Source organism: Methylobacterium carpenticola (genome assembly GCF_042748905.1).
GTDB classification, from domain to species: Bacteria; Pseudomonadota; Alphaproteobacteria; order Rhizobiales; family Beijerinckiaceae; genus Methylobacterium; species Methylobacterium carpenticola.
In genome coordinates this window covers 5,513,778-5,528,351 of the sequence record NZ_JBHZEO010000001.1, presented here as the reverse complement: position 1 = coordinate 5,528,351, position 14,574 = coordinate 5,513,778, and the positions used below count along the sequence as shown (strand labels likewise).

At 72.7% G+C, this 14,574-nt stretch carries 11 protein-coding genes; 8 read left to right on the top strand and 3 right to left on the bottom strand.

Features of this window, described 5'->3' with window-relative positions:
• The first annotated feature begins 75 nt into the window (after nt 1–75).
• Nucleotides 76–1,473 (top strand): FAD/NAD(P)-binding protein, encoded by a 1,398-nt coding sequence (locus ACE101_RS25625; RefSeq protein WP_379135774.1) that lies wholly within the window; start codon nt 76–78, stop codon nt 1,471–1,473.
• A 205-nt stretch (nt 1,474–1,678) separates the two neighbouring features.
• Complete coding sequence (locus tag ACE101_RS25620) at nt 1,679–2,659, top strand: sulfonate ABC transporter substrate-binding protein (RefSeq protein ID WP_379135773.1); 981 nt, start codon at nt 1,679–1,681, stop codon at nt 2,657–2,659.
• Nucleotides 2,660–2,721: 62 nt separating this feature from the next.
• Here the strand turns inward: ACE101_RS25620 and ACE101_RS25615 are convergent, their stop codons facing one another.
• Nucleotides 2,722–3,663: an aliphatic sulfonate ABC transporter substrate-binding protein gene (locus ACE101_RS25615; protein WP_379135771.1), complete on the bottom strand. Its 942-nt coding sequence runs from the start codon at nt 3,661–3,663 to the stop codon at nt 2,722–2,724.
• 500 nt (nt 3,664–4,163) lie between these two features.
• Here ACE101_RS25615 and ACE101_RS25610 point away from each other — a divergent pair, with 500 nt between their 5' ends.
• The gene (locus ACE101_RS25610; RefSeq protein ID WP_379135769.1) at nt 4,164–4,946 is read left to right on the top strand and encodes a MetQ/NlpA family ABC transporter substrate-binding protein; all 783 of its coding nucleotides are present in this window, start codon (nt 4,164–4,166) and stop codon (nt 4,944–4,946) included.
• 78 nt (nt 4,947–5,024) lie between these two features.
• On the opposite strand, the gene ACE101_RS25605 is transcribed toward ACE101_RS25610, so the two are convergent.
• The gene (locus ACE101_RS25605; RefSeq protein WP_379135767.1) at nt 5,025–6,248 is read right to left on the bottom strand and encodes an acyl-CoA dehydrogenase family protein; all 1,224 of its coding nucleotides are present in this window, start codon (nt 6,246–6,248) and stop codon (nt 5,025–5,027) included.
• A gap of 386 nt (nt 6,249–6,634) precedes the next feature.
• On the opposite strand from ACE101_RS25605, the gene ACE101_RS25600 reads away from it, so the two are divergent.
• From ACE101_RS25600 to ACE101_RS25585, 4 genes are read left to right on the top strand one after another with little or no spacing between them, the layout of a single operon-like run.
• Nucleotides 6,635–7,963 carry an O-acetylhomoserine aminocarboxypropyltransferase/cysteine synthase family protein gene (locus tag ACE101_RS25600; protein ID WP_379135764.1) on the top strand — a complete coding sequence of 443 codons (1,329 nt, stop codon included), beginning with the start codon at nt 6,635–6,637 and terminating at the stop codon, nt 7,961–7,963.
• 2 nt (nt 7,964–7,965) lie between these two features.
• Nucleotides 7,966–8,784: a MetQ/NlpA family ABC transporter substrate-binding protein gene (locus ACE101_RS25595; protein ID WP_379135761.1), complete on the top strand. Its 819-nt coding sequence runs from the start codon at nt 7,966–7,968 to the stop codon at nt 8,782–8,784.
• Complete coding sequence (locus tag ACE101_RS25590; protein WP_379135758.1) at nt 8,781–10,151, top strand: LLM class flavin-dependent oxidoreductase; 1,371 nt, start codon at nt 8,781–8,783, stop codon at nt 10,149–10,151. The genes ACE101_RS25595 and ACE101_RS25590 overlap by 4 nt, the downstream gene beginning before the upstream one ends.
• 8 nt (nt 10,152–10,159) lie before the next feature.
• Complete coding sequence (locus ACE101_RS25585; RefSeq protein ID WP_379135756.1) at nt 10,160–11,563, top strand: LLM class flavin-dependent oxidoreductase; 1,404 nt, start codon at nt 10,160–10,162, stop codon at nt 11,561–11,563.
• A gap of 324 nt (nt 11,564–11,887) precedes the next feature.
• Here ACE101_RS25585 and ACE101_RS25580 read toward each other — a convergent pair whose 3' ends face one another.
• On the bottom strand, nt 11,888–13,345 hold the full coding sequence (locus tag ACE101_RS25580) for an FAD/NAD(P)-binding protein (RefSeq protein WP_379135753.1): 1,458 nt from the start codon (nt 13,343–13,345) through the stop codon (nt 11,888–11,890).
• Between the two features lie 358 nt (nt 13,346–13,703).
• Between ACE101_RS25580 and ACE101_RS25575 the strand changes: the two genes are divergently transcribed.
• The gene (locus tag ACE101_RS25575; RefSeq protein WP_379135751.1) at nt 13,704–14,531 is read left to right on the top strand and encodes an NADPH-dependent oxidoreductase; all 828 of its coding nucleotides are present in this window, start codon (nt 13,704–13,706) and stop codon (nt 14,529–14,531) included.
• The last annotated feature ends 43 nt before the right edge of the window (nt 14,532–14,574 follow it).

Sequence of the window (14,574 nt, the reverse complement as noted above, 5' to 3'; positions counted from 1 at the left end):
TTTACGGCATTTTCTGCGACGAACCGGGATCCACTTCGGCGGGAAGCGCTGCGAGACCGAGAGAGGAGGACGGCCGTGAGCCGCGTCATCGCGATCGTGGGGGCCGGGTTCAGCGGCAGCATGGCGGCGCTCCACCTGCTCGCCGCCCTGCCGCGGGACTGGTCCGTGCTGCTGTGCGAGCGGGGCAGCACCTTCGGCCGCGGCCTCGCCTACGGCACGGCGGCGGCCGACCACCTGCTCAACCTGCGCGCGATCAACATGAGCGCCTTCCCGGACCGGCCGAAGCATTTCTCCGAGTGGCTCGCCCGGCTGGCGGCGGATCCCGCGGAGACGGGTCCGCTGGGCATCCGCACCACCCCGGCCGGCACCTTCGCGCCGCGCGGGCTCTACGGCCGCTACCTCGCCGAGCTCCTGACCCGCGCCCTCGGCGCCGAGGGCGCGCCGCGGCTGCGCCTCGTCCACGACGCCGTCACCGATCTCGTCCCCGCGCCCGGGGGCTACCTCCTGCGCACGGAGGGCGGGCAGGATCACCCGGTGGCCGGGGCGGTGCTGGCCATGGGCCATCTCACCGGCCCCGGCGCGCCCCCGAGCCGCCACCGGCTCGATCCCTGGCAGCCCGAGGCCTTCGGCCGGCTGCACCCGCATCTCCCGGTGCTGATCGTCGGCACCGGGCTGACCATGGTCGATGCGGTGGCCTCCCTGCGCGGCCACGGCTTCACGGGCCGGATCCTCGCCCTCTCCCGCCGCGGCCTCCTGCCGAACGTCCACGCCCCGGCCGCCGTCTGGCCGCTGCCCGAATTCGCGCCGGCCGATCTCGCCTCGCTGACCCGGCTGACCCGCCGGATCCGGGCGGAGGTCGCCGCCGCGCGGCGAAGCGGCCGCGACTGGCGCGACGTGATCGACGCCCTGCGGCCGGTCACCGACTATCTCTGGCGCAGCCTGCCGGCGGCGGAGCGCGCCCGCTTCCTGCGCCACCTGCGGCCGTTCTGGGACGTGCACCGGCACCGGGCCGCCCCCACCTCGGCGGAGGCGATCGGCGCGGAGATCGCCTCCGGGCGCCTGGAGGTGAGGGCCGGGCGGATCCTGGCCATCGCCGACGAGGCCGGGCAGGCCGTCGTGACGCTCCGCCCGCGCGGCACGGGGCGGGACGTCGCGGTCCCGGTGCAGGGCATCCTCGACGCGACCGGGATCGGGCGCATCGACGAGAGCGCGGACCCGCTGCTGCGCCGGCTGACGGCGCGGGGCCTCGTGCGGCCGGGCCCCTTCCGGCTCGGCCTGGAGGTCGGCCCGGATTACCGGGTGCGGGGCGCCCGGCCGGGCCGCCTCTGGACCCTCGGGCCGCTCCTGCGTGGAGCGTCGTGGGAATGCCTCGCGGTGCCCGACATCCGCAACCAGGCCGCGGAGGTCGCCGCCCTCGTGGCCGCCGCGGTCGAGGCCATCCCCGATCGGAGGCGGGCGCCGGCCCTCGCCTGAGCCCGGCTCCCCGCCCCGGACGCGCGCAACACGAATCTTCCCCTCGTCACAGTCTTCGTAAAATCGAATGCGCCCGCCTCAAGCAACAATGGAAACCGATTTCATTGACCGGATGATGATCAGCCGGTGAGATGCGGCGCATCCGGATCGCGGATCCTGGCGCCATCGTGGCGCGGACAAGACCGCGCCGATCGGGAGTATCCTCATGCCTGCAATCGCCGCCCGCCGGGTTCTCCGGCGCCGGGGCCTGTTCGAGACCCTGCTGCTGCTCGCGGCCTTCGCCCTGGTGTTCCTCACATTGGCGACGGCGCGGGCCGAGGAGGCGGTGATCCGCGTCGGCTACCAGAAATACGGCACGCTCGTGCTCCTCAAGGGCAAGGGCCTCCTGGAGCAGCGGCTGAAGCCGCTCGGCTACCGGGTGGTCTGGGCCGAGTTCCCCTCGGGGCCGCCCCTGCTCGAAGCCCTGAACGCGGGGGCGATCGACTTCGGCTCGGCGGGCGAGGCGCCGCCGATCTTCGCGCAGGCGGCGAGCGACGCCCTGGTCTACGTGGCGAACGAGCCGCCGGCGCCGAAGGGCGAGGCGATCCTAGTGCCGAAGGACAGCCCGGTGCGGACGGTGGCGGATCTGCGCGGCCGGACCATCGCGCTCAACAAGGGCTCGAACGTGCATTTCCTGGTGGTGCGCGCCCTGGAGCAGGCGGGCGTGCCCTACGACCAGGTGAAGCTCGCCTTCCTGGCGCCGGCGGATGCGGGAGCGGCCTTCGCGCGCGGCAGCGTCGATGCCTGGGCCATCTGGGATCCGTTCCTGGCCTCGGGCGAGCAGGCCCATGCGGCCCGCACGCTGGCGACCGGCGAGGGGCTGGTGCCCAACCGGCAGTTCTACCTGTCGCGGCGCGCCTTCGTGGCCCAGCACGGCAAGGCGCTCGACGCCACGCTCGCGGCCGTGGCCGAGATCGACGCCTGGGCGAAGGACAACACCGACGCGGTGGCGCAGGAACTCGCGCCGCTCGTCGGCATCCCGGCACCGGTCCTGACGGTGGCGCTGCGCCGCCAGACCTACGGCGTCGCGCCGCTCGACGCCGCCGCGATCGCCGACCAGCAGCGGGTCGCCGACACCTTCCACCGGCTCGGCCTGCTGCCGAAGCCCCTCAGCATCGCCGACGCGGTGCGCCGGCCCGGCACCTGAAACGTCCTCCATGACGCTTCCGACCCGCCGGAGCGAGCCCCGGCGGGTCGGCTGCAAGGGGTTCAGCGGGTCGGCGGCTCCCAGATGCCGAGGGCCGCGGTGTCGACGGCCCGCGGCAGCAGGCCCTCGGCCAGGAAGGCGTCGGCGATCCTCTGCTGCTCGGCGAGGCCCGCGCGGGTGACGGGCTCGACCGTGTAGCTGCGCCGGTCGTTGGCCTGCCGGACCACCGCGGGGTCGAGGCGCCAGAGGGCGGCGAGCCGCGCGGCGGCCTCGTCGGGCCGGGCCTTCACCCAGGCTCCGGTGTCGCGCAGGCGGGCGAACAGGATGGCGAGCACGTCGGGATTCTTGGCCGCGAAACTCTCGGAGGCGAAGTAGTAGCGCTTGTAGAGCGAGAGCCCGGTGCCGTCGCGCAGGATGCGGGCGCCGCCCTGCGCCTGGGCGGCGGAGAGGAACGGGTCCCAGGCGACCCAGGCCTCGACGCCGCCGCTCGCCAGCGCCGCCCGGCCATCGGCGGGGGTGAGATAGGCGGGGCTGATGCCCTTGAAGGAGAGGCCCTCGGCCGCCAGGGCGGCGAGCAGCAGGTAGTGGCTGCCCGCGCCCTTGGTCACCGCGACCCGCTTGCCCTTGAGGTCGGCGACGCTGCGCGCGGGGGAATTCCCCGCTACGAGGATCGCCTGGGCGGCGGGCGAGGCCGCCTCCTCCGCCACGTAGACGATCTGCGCCTGCGCGGCCTGGGCGAAGACCGGGACGGTATCGGCGACGTCGGCCGAGACGTCGATCTGGCCGAGATTCAGCGCCTCCATGATCGGCAGGCCGCTGGTGAATTCGTGCCAGGACACGGTGACGCCGAGGGGTTGCAGGGCCTTCTCCAGCGAGCCGTCCTCGCGCAGCAGGGCGATGAGGGTCGAGGAGCGCTGGTAGCCGAGACGCAGGGTGCGTGCCTCCGCCGCCGCGGCCACGAGGATCAGGAGGGCAGAGACGAGGACGCGGACGAGGCCGGACATGGGCGGGACGATTCCTTGCGGGTGCGGGCGGCCCCGCGCGAGGCCGCCAGTCTGGACGTGCCGATCTCCGTGACGGCATGCATGCGCAGACGTCGCCGCCAAAGATCGCGCGGCACTATGCCGATGCGATCCTGTTCAGGTCAATGAATAGAGACTTCCAAATATGGATCAATACAGCTGAAAATCATCCACACCAACGTATTGGAGAGAAATTTCATTCTCTCCGCCCGGACCCGGCATCGGCGTCCGTCCGGGCTCGGAGCGGGTGGCGGAGGGCGGCACGCTGGCCGGGAGGCTTTCCCGGGCGCCGCGCCCCAGAGAACGACCTCCGTTCCCGGGCCGCAAAAACAGCAATAGATTCTGTTGATCTCGGCCATCCGTGCATGTGATGAAACGATCAATCCGGCGCCGCATGCCACTCTATTCTTTCATCATCATCCGCATCGCGCTCCGGACCCCACGATCATCTTGTCACAGCGATGGAGAGCCCGATGCGGCCGATGGTGCTTGGTGTCCTTCTGGTCCTGTTGGGCCTCAGCGCGGTGCAGGCCGACGAGAAACCCCTGCGGATCGGCGTGACCGCCGGCCCCGTGGCGCAGGCGGTGCAATTCGCCGCCGGCCTCGCCAAGGAGCGCGGCCAGCGCGTGGAGGTGGTCGAGTTCACCGACTGGGTCACGCCGAACGAGGCGGTGAATACGGGCGATCTCGACGCGAACCTGTTCCAGCACGCCGCCTTCCTCGCCCTGCAGAACGCCAAGCGCGGCACCAAGCTGGTGCAGGCCGATCCGGTCGGGCTGATTGCGCCGATCGGCCTGTTCTCGAAGAAGATCCGGTCGCTGGAGGCGGTGCCGGCCGGCGGCACGGTGGCGATCCCCAACGAGCCGCTCAACGGGGCGCGGGCCCTGCGCCTCCTGGAGAAGGCCGGGCTGCTCACGCTCGCCCCCGGCAAGGGACTCGCGGTGACGCCGCTCGACGTGACCGCCAATCCGAAGGCGCTCCGGATCATCGAGCTCGACGCCGCGCAGCTCTACCGTTCGCTCGACGACGTGACGCTCGCGATGGTGAACCTCACCTACCTGATCCCGGCGGGCGGCGATCCGAACACGGCGCTCCTCCTCGACCGCTCGGCGGACGACCAGTTCGTGCTGCGCTTCACCGCCCGCGAGGACCGCAAGGACGATCCGCGCCTGCGCCGCTTCATCGAGACCTTCAAGGCGCCCGCGGTGAAGACCTTCATCGAGCGCAACCTGCCGGCCTTCGTGCCGGCTTGGCCGGGCGCGTGATTTGGCCGGGCGCGTGATTTGGCCGGGGGCGTGAGCGGCGCCCCCGGGGTCCCGCATCGGTTCTCGCCGCGTCGGGCCTCACCCCTGCCCGACGCGGTACTGCTTGAGCGGCACCGTGCCGTTCACGGCGAAATCCCCCACGATGCGGTCGCGGTAGATGCGCGGGTTGTGCGACGCGATGGTGCGGGCGTTGCGCCAGTAGCGATCGAGGCCGAGCCCGCGGGCGGTGGCCGAGGCGCCGAGCGCGTCGAACAGCAGGGTCGTGGCCTCGAGGACGAGGTTCGTCACCACGGTCACCGACTGGTTGACCTCGACATCGGCGACCGAGCCGGCGGCCTCCGCGCCCTCGGCGTCGCCCGCCTGATCGGCCTCGTAGACCCGTTGCAGCGCCTCGGCGTTCTTGAGCGCGATCACCCCCGCCGCATAGGCGCCGCCGCGCACCCGGCCGACCACCTGGAGGATCTGCGGGTCTTCGGCGACGCTCGCCGCGTTGCCGTGGCTGTAGACGCGGCGGCGCTCGCCGACGAGGCGGGCGACATCCTCCGCCGCCGCCCGGGCGATGCCGGCGAGCGTCGCGAGGTGGACGAGCTGGAAGAACGCCATCGCGTAGCGGAAGCGGCCCGGATCGGGATTCACGAGGTCGGCGGTCAATGCCACGTCGGTGAAGCGCACGGTGCCGCTGGCCGTGAGCGCCTGACCGAACCCGTCCCAATCGTCGATCACCGCGACGCCGGGCGCGCGCCGGGGCACGGCGGCGCCCACCGGCGCGCCGCTCTCGTCCTGCGCGGCGAGGTGGATCCAGTCCGCGAAGAGCGAGCCGGTCGTGTAGTACTTGGTGCCGTCGAGCCGCCAGCCGGTGCCATCCCGGCGCGCCACCGTCTCGAAGGCGCCGACCTTGGCGGAGCCGGCCTCCGAGACGCCGCTTCCCACGGTCTCCCCGCGGGAGATCCGCTCGATCCAGGCCTCGCGCCACGCGGGGAAGCGCGAGTTCAGGGCGTCCTCGGTGAAGCCGAAATGGGCGCGCAGCGCGTTGGTGACGTTCGAATCCGCCGCCGAGAGTTCGATCAGCAGGTTGAACAGCTCCGGCAGCGTCGCGTCGTAGCCGTTGCGGGCCCGCGGGAGGCGCAGGGTGGTGAAGCCGGCCTCCTTGAGCCACGCGATCTCCTCGTGCGGCAGCCGGCGGTCGCGGTCGCGCGCCGCGGCCGTCTCGCGGATGCGCCGGAAGACCGGCCGGAAGCGCTCGGCCAGATCGTCGTAGCGGGCGCTCGGCCCCGCTCCCCACCCTGCCTGGATCTGCGACATGCATCCTGCTCCTGTCCTGGGCCCGGCCGCCGGGGCGGGCTCCGCCGCCGCGCCGGCACGGCCACGCTGGCGATTAGTACATTTATCTGATAGACCAATTGGAGACCGGCACAAGCGCTCCGGTGCGGCTCCGGACCGTTTTTCAAAACGAACCGGCCGCGGCACCATCGACGCCCGTGGCACCGCGAACATCAATGATCGCCCCGTCGCGAGCGGACCGAGAAGGAAAACACCGAATACCCGCAGCGGAACGCGGATCACGACTCCGAATCATCGTTCTTTAAAAAGAACATTCTCGTTGACACCGGAGCCCCACCGCGAGAGCGTTCATGGGCCGCCGCGCGGCCTGTCGGCGGCGGCGTCCGATCCCCGGGAGATCCCGTCACATGGCATCCGAGACCCTCGATCCGGCCGGATTACGGCCGGAGACCCTGGCCCTGCACGCCGGCTGGCGCGCCGACCCGTCCACCGGCGCCGTCGCGGTGCCGATCTTCCAGACAACCTCCTACCAGTTCCGCGACTCCGACCACGCCGCGAACCTGTTCGCGCTCAAGGAACTCGGCAACATCTACACGCGGGTGACGAACCCGACGACGGATGTGCTGGAGCAGCGCGCCGCCCGGCTGGAAGGCGGTGCCGCGGCCCTCGCGGTGGCCTCGGGCCAGGCGGCCTCGGCGCTGGCGGTGCAGAACCTCGCGCGGGCCGGCGACAACGTCGTGAGCGCCACCGACCTCTACGGCGGCACCTGGAACCTCTTCGCCAACACGCTCAGGGAGCAGGGCATCGCGGTGCGCTTCGTCGATCCGGCGGATCCGGAGGCGTTCCGCCGCGCCACCGACGCGCGCACCCGCGCCTATTACGGCGAGACCCTGCCGAACCCGAAGCTCACGGTCTTCCCCATCGCCGAGGTGGCGGCGATCGGCCGGCCGCTCGGCATCCCGCTGATCCTCGACAACACCGCCGCCCCGCTCATCGCCCGGCCCTTCGATCACGGCGCGGCCATCGTGGTCTATTCCACCACCAAGTATCTCGCCGGCCACGGCACCTCGATCGGCGGGCTGATCATCGATGGCGGGCGCTTCGACTGGAGCGCCCACCCGGAGCGCCAGCCCGCACTGACCGAGCCGGATCCGAGCTATCACGGAGCGGTCTGGGTCGAGGAGGCGAAGGCGCTGGGGCCGATCGCCTACGCGCTGCGGGCCCGGGTGCGGCTGCTGCGCGACCTCGGGCCGGCCCTCTCGCCCTTCAACGCCTTCCAGATCCTGCAGGGCATCGAGACGCTGCCCCTGCGCATCGCCCGCCACGCCGAGAACGCGCTCGCGGTCGCCACCTACCTGTCCCGGCGGCCGGAGGTGGCGCGGGTGATCCATCCGGCCTTCCAGACCGGCGCAGCGCGCGAGCGGGCCGACCGCTACCTCGCGGGGGGCCAGGGCGGGCTCGTCGGGTTCGAGCTGGCGGCCGGGCGCGAGGCGGGACGGCGCTTCATCGACGGCCTGCGGCTGTTCTACCACGTGGCCAATATCGGCGACGCCCGCAGCCTCGCCATCCATCCGGCGACCACGACGCATGCGCAGCTCTCGCCCGACGAGCAGCGCGCCACCGGCGTGTCGGAGGGCTACGTGCGCCTCTCGATCGGGCTCGAGCACATCGACGACATCCTGGCCGATCTCGACCGGGGCCTCGCGGCCGCCGGCCGGCTGGCCCAGGCAGCTTGACCATGCAGGGCCTGACCATGCGCCGCCTGCTCCTCCCGCTCATCGCCGCGCTCGCGGCGGCGGGCAGCGCCTTCGCCGAGCCGGCCAAGCCCGACCTCAAGCTCGGCTTCGTGCCGGGCCCCTACGAGGATGCCTTCAAGGTCGGGGTCGAGCCGACCCTGCGCGCCCAGGGCTACCGCGTGCAGTATTTCCACTTCAGCACCGGGCTCGAGGTGAACGCCGCCATCCACCGGGGCGAGGTCGACGCCAACGTGATGCAGCACAGCATCTACCTGAAGGCCTACAACGACCGGAACGGCACCGACCTCGTCGGCATCGTGCAGGTGCCGACCCCGCCCATGGGGCTCTACTCGCGCAAGCACCGCAGCACCGACGCGGTGCCCCGCGGCGCCTCGGTGGCGGTGCCGAGCGATCCCGTGAACCTGGAGCGGGCGCTCAAGATCCTGCGCGACCTCGGCTGGGTGAAGCTGCGTCCCAACGGCAACCCGGTCGACGTGACCGAACTCGACGTGATCGAGAACCCGGCCGGGATCCGGCTGGTGCCCCTCGAAGCCGCCCAGGCGCCGCGGGTGCTCGACGACGTCGACTTCGCGGCGATCCAGGGCAATTTCGCGATCTTCAGCGGGCTCAAGCTCAGCGAGGCGCTCGCCCTCGAGAGGATGACCTCGCCCTACGTGAACGTCGTCGCGGTCCGCAAGGCCTCCGCCGAGACGCCGTGGGCGCGCGACATCGTCGGCGCCTACCGCTCGGACGCCTTCAAGGCGGCGATCCGGGCCGACCGCTTCTACGACGGGTTCAAGCTGCCGGATTACTTCGAATGAGCCGCCGCGAGCTGAGGCTGAACGCCTTCCACATGCACGCCCCCGGCCATACCTGGGCCGGGATGTGGCGCCATCCGCGCGACGCGTCGGTGCGCTACACCGCCCTCGACTACTGGACCGCGCTCGCCCGCACGGCCGAGCGCGGGCTCCTCGACGGCATCTTCCTCGCCGACGTGTTCGGCACCTACGACGTCTACGGGGGCAATGCCGATGCGGCGCTGGCGGGAGCGGCCCAGGCGCCGAATGCCGACCCGCTCCTCGTCGTGCCGGCGATGGCGCTGGTGACCACGCAGATCGGCTTCGGGGTGACGGCGAACCTCACCTACGAGCACCCCTACCAGTTCGCCCGGCGCTTCTCGACCCTCGACCATCTCACGCAAGGCCGGGCCGGCTGGAACATCGTCACCGGCTACCTGGAGAGCGGCGCCCGCGGCATGGGCTTCGCGGAGGCGCGCGCGCACGACACCCGCTACGCGGCGGGCGAGGACTTCATGGAGGCCGCCTACAAGCTCTGGGAGGGGAGCTGGGAGGACGATGCCGTCGTCCGCGACCGGGAGCGCGGCCTCTACACCCGGCCCGAGAAGGTGCACCGGGTGCGGCACGAGGGCCCCTATTACCGGGTCGACGCCCGCCACCTCGCCGAGCCCTCGCCCCAGCGCACCCCGGTGCTCTACCAAGCGGGCACCTCCTCGCGCGGCCGGGCCTTCGCGGCGCGCCACGCGGAGTGCGTCTTCCTCAACGGGCACACCAAGCCGATCGCCGCCAAGGCCGTGCGGAGCATCCGCGAGGCGGCGCGCGACCACGGGCGCGACCCGTCCGACATCCTGATGTTCCTCGGCGCGACGGTGATCGTGGCGCCGACCCGGGCCGAGGCGCTGGACCTGCGCGACGAATACGCCCGCTACCTCGACGTCCAGGGCCAGCTCGCCCTCGTCTCCGGCTGGACCGGCATCGACCTCTCGGCCCTCGGGCCCGAGGAGGCGCTGGCCTACGTGAAGACCAACGCCATGCAGTCGCTGGTGGAGAACCTGACGGTGAACGCGGATCACCGCTTCACCGTGCGCGACTTCGCGCAGTTCGGGCCGCTCGGCGCCCGCGCGCCCTTCATCGTCGGCTCGGCCAGCGAGGTGGCGGACGAACTCCTGTCCTGGGCCGAGGCGGCGGACGTGGACGGCTTCAACCTCACCCGCGTCGTCGTGCCGGAGACCCTGGAGGCCTTCGTCGACCTCGTGGTGCCGGAACTCCAGGACCGCGGCGTGTTCAAGACGCGCTACCGGGAGGGCACCCTGCGCGAGAAGCTGTTTCCGGGCTCGGGCGCGCGGCTGAAATCCACCCATCCGGGCGCCGGCTTCCGGCGCCTCGCGTGAGGCGCGCCATGACCGCTCCCGTCCCGCCAAAACCCATCCGCATCAACGGCTTCGCGATCCACAGCCCGGTCCATCTCTCGCCCGGCCTGTGGCGCCACCCGCGCGACCGCTCGCTCGACTTCAACACGCTGTCCTACTGGACCGACCTCGCGCGGCTCCTCGAACGCGGGCTGTTCGAGACGCTGTTCATCGCCGACGGCATCGGCATCCACGACGTCTACGCGGGCAATGCGGACGCGGCGCTCCGCCGGGCCGCCCAGGTGCCCAAGCACGACCCGATGCTCCTCGTCTCCGCCATGGCGGCCGCGACCGAGCATCTGGGCTTCGGGGTCACCGCCTCGGTCTCCTACGAGCCGCCCTTCACCCTCGCCCGGCGCTTCTCGACCCTCGACCACCTCACGGGCGGGCGCATCGCCTGGAACGTGGTCACGGGCTACTCGGACGCCGCCTCGCGGGCGGTCGGACGGCCCGGCATCACCGCGCACGACACCCGCTACGACATCGCCGACGAGTTCCTCGACTGCGTCTACCAGCTCTGGGAAGGGAGCTGGGAGGACGGGGCGGTGCTGCGCGACCAAGCGCGCGGGCTCTTCGCGGATCCGGCGCGGATCCACCGCATCGAGCATGCGGGCGAGCATTTCCGGATGCAGGGCATCCACCTCGTCGAGCCCTCGCCGCAGCGCACGCCCTTCCTGTTCCAGGCCGGCGCCTCGGACCGCGGGCGCGACTTCGCGGCCGCGCATGCGGAGGCGGTGTTCCTGAGCGATCCCGCGAAGCGGGCGGTGGCCGCCACGGTCGCGGATACCCGGGCCCGGGCTGCGGCCCGCGGCCGCGACCCGGCGGACATCCTGTTCTTCGCCCTGATCACGGTCATCGTCGGGCGGACCGAGCAGGAGGCGCACGACAAGTACCGCGACTACCTCGCCTACGTCGATCCGGAGGGGGCGCTCGCCCTGTTCTCCGGCTGGACCGGCATCGATCTGTCCGCCCACGCGCTCGACGATCCGTTCCCGGTGATCCGCCGCGACAACGCGGTGACCTCGATGGTCGATTCCTTCGCGCGCTCGGAGCGGCGCTGGACCATCCGCGAGATCGTGCAGCACAACGCCATCGGCGGGCGCGGCCCGGTGCTGATCGGCTCCCCCGAGCAGGTGGCGGACGGGCTCGAAGCCTGGATGGACGAGACCGGCATCGACGGCTTCAACCTGAGCTACGCGGTGACGCCCGAGGGTTACGGCGACGTCATCGACCTCGTGGTGCCGGAGCTGCAGCGGCGGGGCCGCTACAAGACGGGCTACGCCCCCGGTCCCCTGCGCCAGAAGGTGTTCGGCACCGGGAGGCAGCGGCTGCCGGAGAGCCATCCGGCGGCGCGGTTCCGACGGTCCGGCGGCGACCGCGAGCCGGCCCGCTGAGGACGGGTGAAGCGGGGAATCCCCCTCTCTCTCGAGCATTGCCCGACGAAGCGGATGCCGGTTCGTCGCAGACAATGCCGTAAAATCAGAAACCGAGAGCAGCGCGGCAGGCGCGGGCCGGCGATGCGCGCTGCCGCGATCCTGCCGGGGGTGGCACGATCGCGTATGGCCGTCCGCCGCGCCGGCCCGCGACGCGGCGGATGCCGCGGGCGGGCCGTCTCATACGGTTTCCGGATGATCGCTTCGCGATGCGGAAACCGGCCTCGCTCAGGCGCCGCGCGGGCTCGTGATCCGGTTTCCGAAAGTGATCTTCCGGAAACCGTCTCAGGCCGCCGAAGCGGCGGGAACGGCGTTCTCCGCCCGCGCCAGAAGGGGGGCGAGCGCGATGGCCTGGGTCAGGATCTCCATCACGGTGTTCGATTCCCAGCGCCGGCCGCGCAGCACCGGGCCGATGCCGAACAGGCGCCCGCTCGCCGTCCCGTCCCGGCCGATCAGGCCGCCGGCCGCGTCGGCGTCGAGCCCGGAGCCGAGGGGCCCGGGCCGCACCAGCCCGCGGGCGATCAGGGTGCGGGCGAGGGGCCGGACGGCGCCGGCCCGGATCCAGGAATAGTCCCAGCCGAGATTGTTCACGACGGCATCGACGGCGACCGGGCGCACCGCCCCGCCGCGCGCCGCGACCGTGGCGACGAGGCGGCCGCCCTCGCGGGCGAGCCCGGTGACCCGGCCCGCCTCGGCGGTGAAGCGCCCCTGCGCGGCGACGGCCCGGAAGGTGGCGTGGGAGGGGCCGGGCGAGCGGTGGAGCGCGTTTTCCCAGTAGCGGCGCAGGTGGCGCAGGAAGCGCGCCCGCTCCGCATCGGAGGCGCCGGCCCACAGGGCCGGGACGTGGGGGCGGATCGCCGGGACGATCGCCTGCCAGTCGCCGCCCTGCGCAGCGAGGAGGGCGAGTTCCCGCCGCACCCGGGCGAGCAGCGCCCGCGCAGTCGCCGGCAGCGGGGCGGCCCCGAGGAAATCCGGCCAAGCCGGCGGCTCGCGCCGCTCCTGCGGCAGGAAGCCGTGGCGGGAGACGCCGAGATGCAGTCCGCGGAAGCCGCGCCGCTCCAGGGTCACGAGGCTGTCCAGCATGGTGAGGCTGGTGCCGATGTGGAGCACCGTGCCGTCGGCGGGCACATGCGCGTGGGAAGCGGCGTCGAAGGGATCGGCGATGTAGCCGTCCTCCGGCCCGAGGGTATCGGCCCCGGGGATCGGCGGCCGGGCGCCGACGAGGCCGGTGGCGAGGAGCGCCCGGTCGGCCCCCACCGTGCGGCCGTCGTCGAGGGTGACGGCCACGCCGTCGCGGGAGACCCGCAGGTCGACGGCCTCCGCCCGCACGTGGTCGAGCCGGGCGCGCGGGGCCGCGGCGAGCGCCCGCGCCAGCTCGTCCCGGACATAGGCGCCCAGCGCCCCGCGCCGCGCGAAGGCCTCGGCGGGGCCCGGCCCGGCGAAGGCGTCGGGCCGCGCCGCCAGCCACTCGGTGAAGTGGCCCGCATGCTCGGGATGGAGCGAGACGATCTTGGCCGGCGCGTTGAGGAAATGCGCCGGATCCCGGGTGCCGTAGGCGATGCCGGCGCCGAGATCCGCGGCGGGCTCGATCACCGTGATCGCGACCGGCCCCTCGGCGGCGGCGATCACCTTGAGGGCCGCGACGGCGCCGGAGAAGCCGCCGCCGACGATGACGAGGGAGGGGGTGGCCGGGGATGGCGCGGCCAGGGCGTGCGTGACAACGGAAGCGGTGGAATGCGTCATGGATGAGGTCTTTCGGGGAGGGCCCAGGTCAGCCGTCGCGCCGGCGCAGGAGACGCGCTGCGAGGCGGGCGGCACCCTGGTCGAGGAGGAAGCCGGAGGCCGAGGATCACGACGCCGAGCATCACGAGCTCCATCCGGAAGCGCGCCGGAAGCACGCGCGGCCCGCGCCCGCGCACGGCGCCGCCACGTGGCGCCCGCCCGGATACGGGAGCGCCCCGAGATGCAGCCGCCCCTTCTCCGCTCGAAGCCACTCGGTGCCGACGGTGTGACGGCTCTATTCCATATAGTCAACATACAAAGTATACTATTTGCGGGAACCTGCTCCGACGCTAGTCTGGGGCGGATGGCGGAGGTGGGCGTGGCAGGGACGGGATCGCACGAGACGGCGCTGGCGGAGCGCTACGGACCGGCGGGGGCGGATCTCGCCATCGCCTGGAACGACACGCTGGCGAGGCTCCTCGCCCACCGCTCGGTGCGCGCCTATCGGCCCGATCCCCCGCCCCCGGACACCCTGGAGACGCTGGTCGCCGCGGCGCAATCGGCCCCCTCCTCCTCGAATCTCCAGACCTGGAGCGTCGTCGCGGTGGAGGATCCGGAGACGAAGCGGCGCCTCGCCGCGGTGGCGGGCGGCCAGCGCCACGTGATCGAGGCGCCGCTCGTCCTCGTCTGGCTCGCCGACCTGTCGCGCCTCGGGGCGATCGGCCGCGCGCAGGACCGGCCCACCGGCGGCCTCGCCTATCTGGAGACGCTGTTCGTGGGGATCATCGACGCGGCGCTCGCGGCCCAGAACGCCACCGTCGCGCTCGAATCCCTCGGCCTCGCCTCGGTCTATATCGGGGCGCTGCGCAACGATCCCGAGACCGTGGCCGGGATCCTCGGCCTGCCGCCGAACGTGCTCGCGGTGTTCGGCCACTGCGTCGGCTACGAGGACCCGGCGCGCCCGGCCGCGGTGAAGCCGCGCCTGCCGCAATCCGTGGTGCTGCACCGGGAGCGCTACGGGGCGGCGCCCGATCCGGCGGATGTCGCCGCCTACGACCGGGCCCTCGCCGCCTTCCAGGAGGGGCAGCGCCTGCCGCCGGTCGGCTGGACGAGGGCGGCGCTCGACCGGGTGCGCGGGCCCGAGGCCCTGAGCGGCCGCGACCGGATCCGCACGGCGCTGGAGCGGCTCGGCTTCGGGCTGCGCTGACGCGCTGGCGCGGGGAAAGTCCAGCCATTACATCGACCAAGTC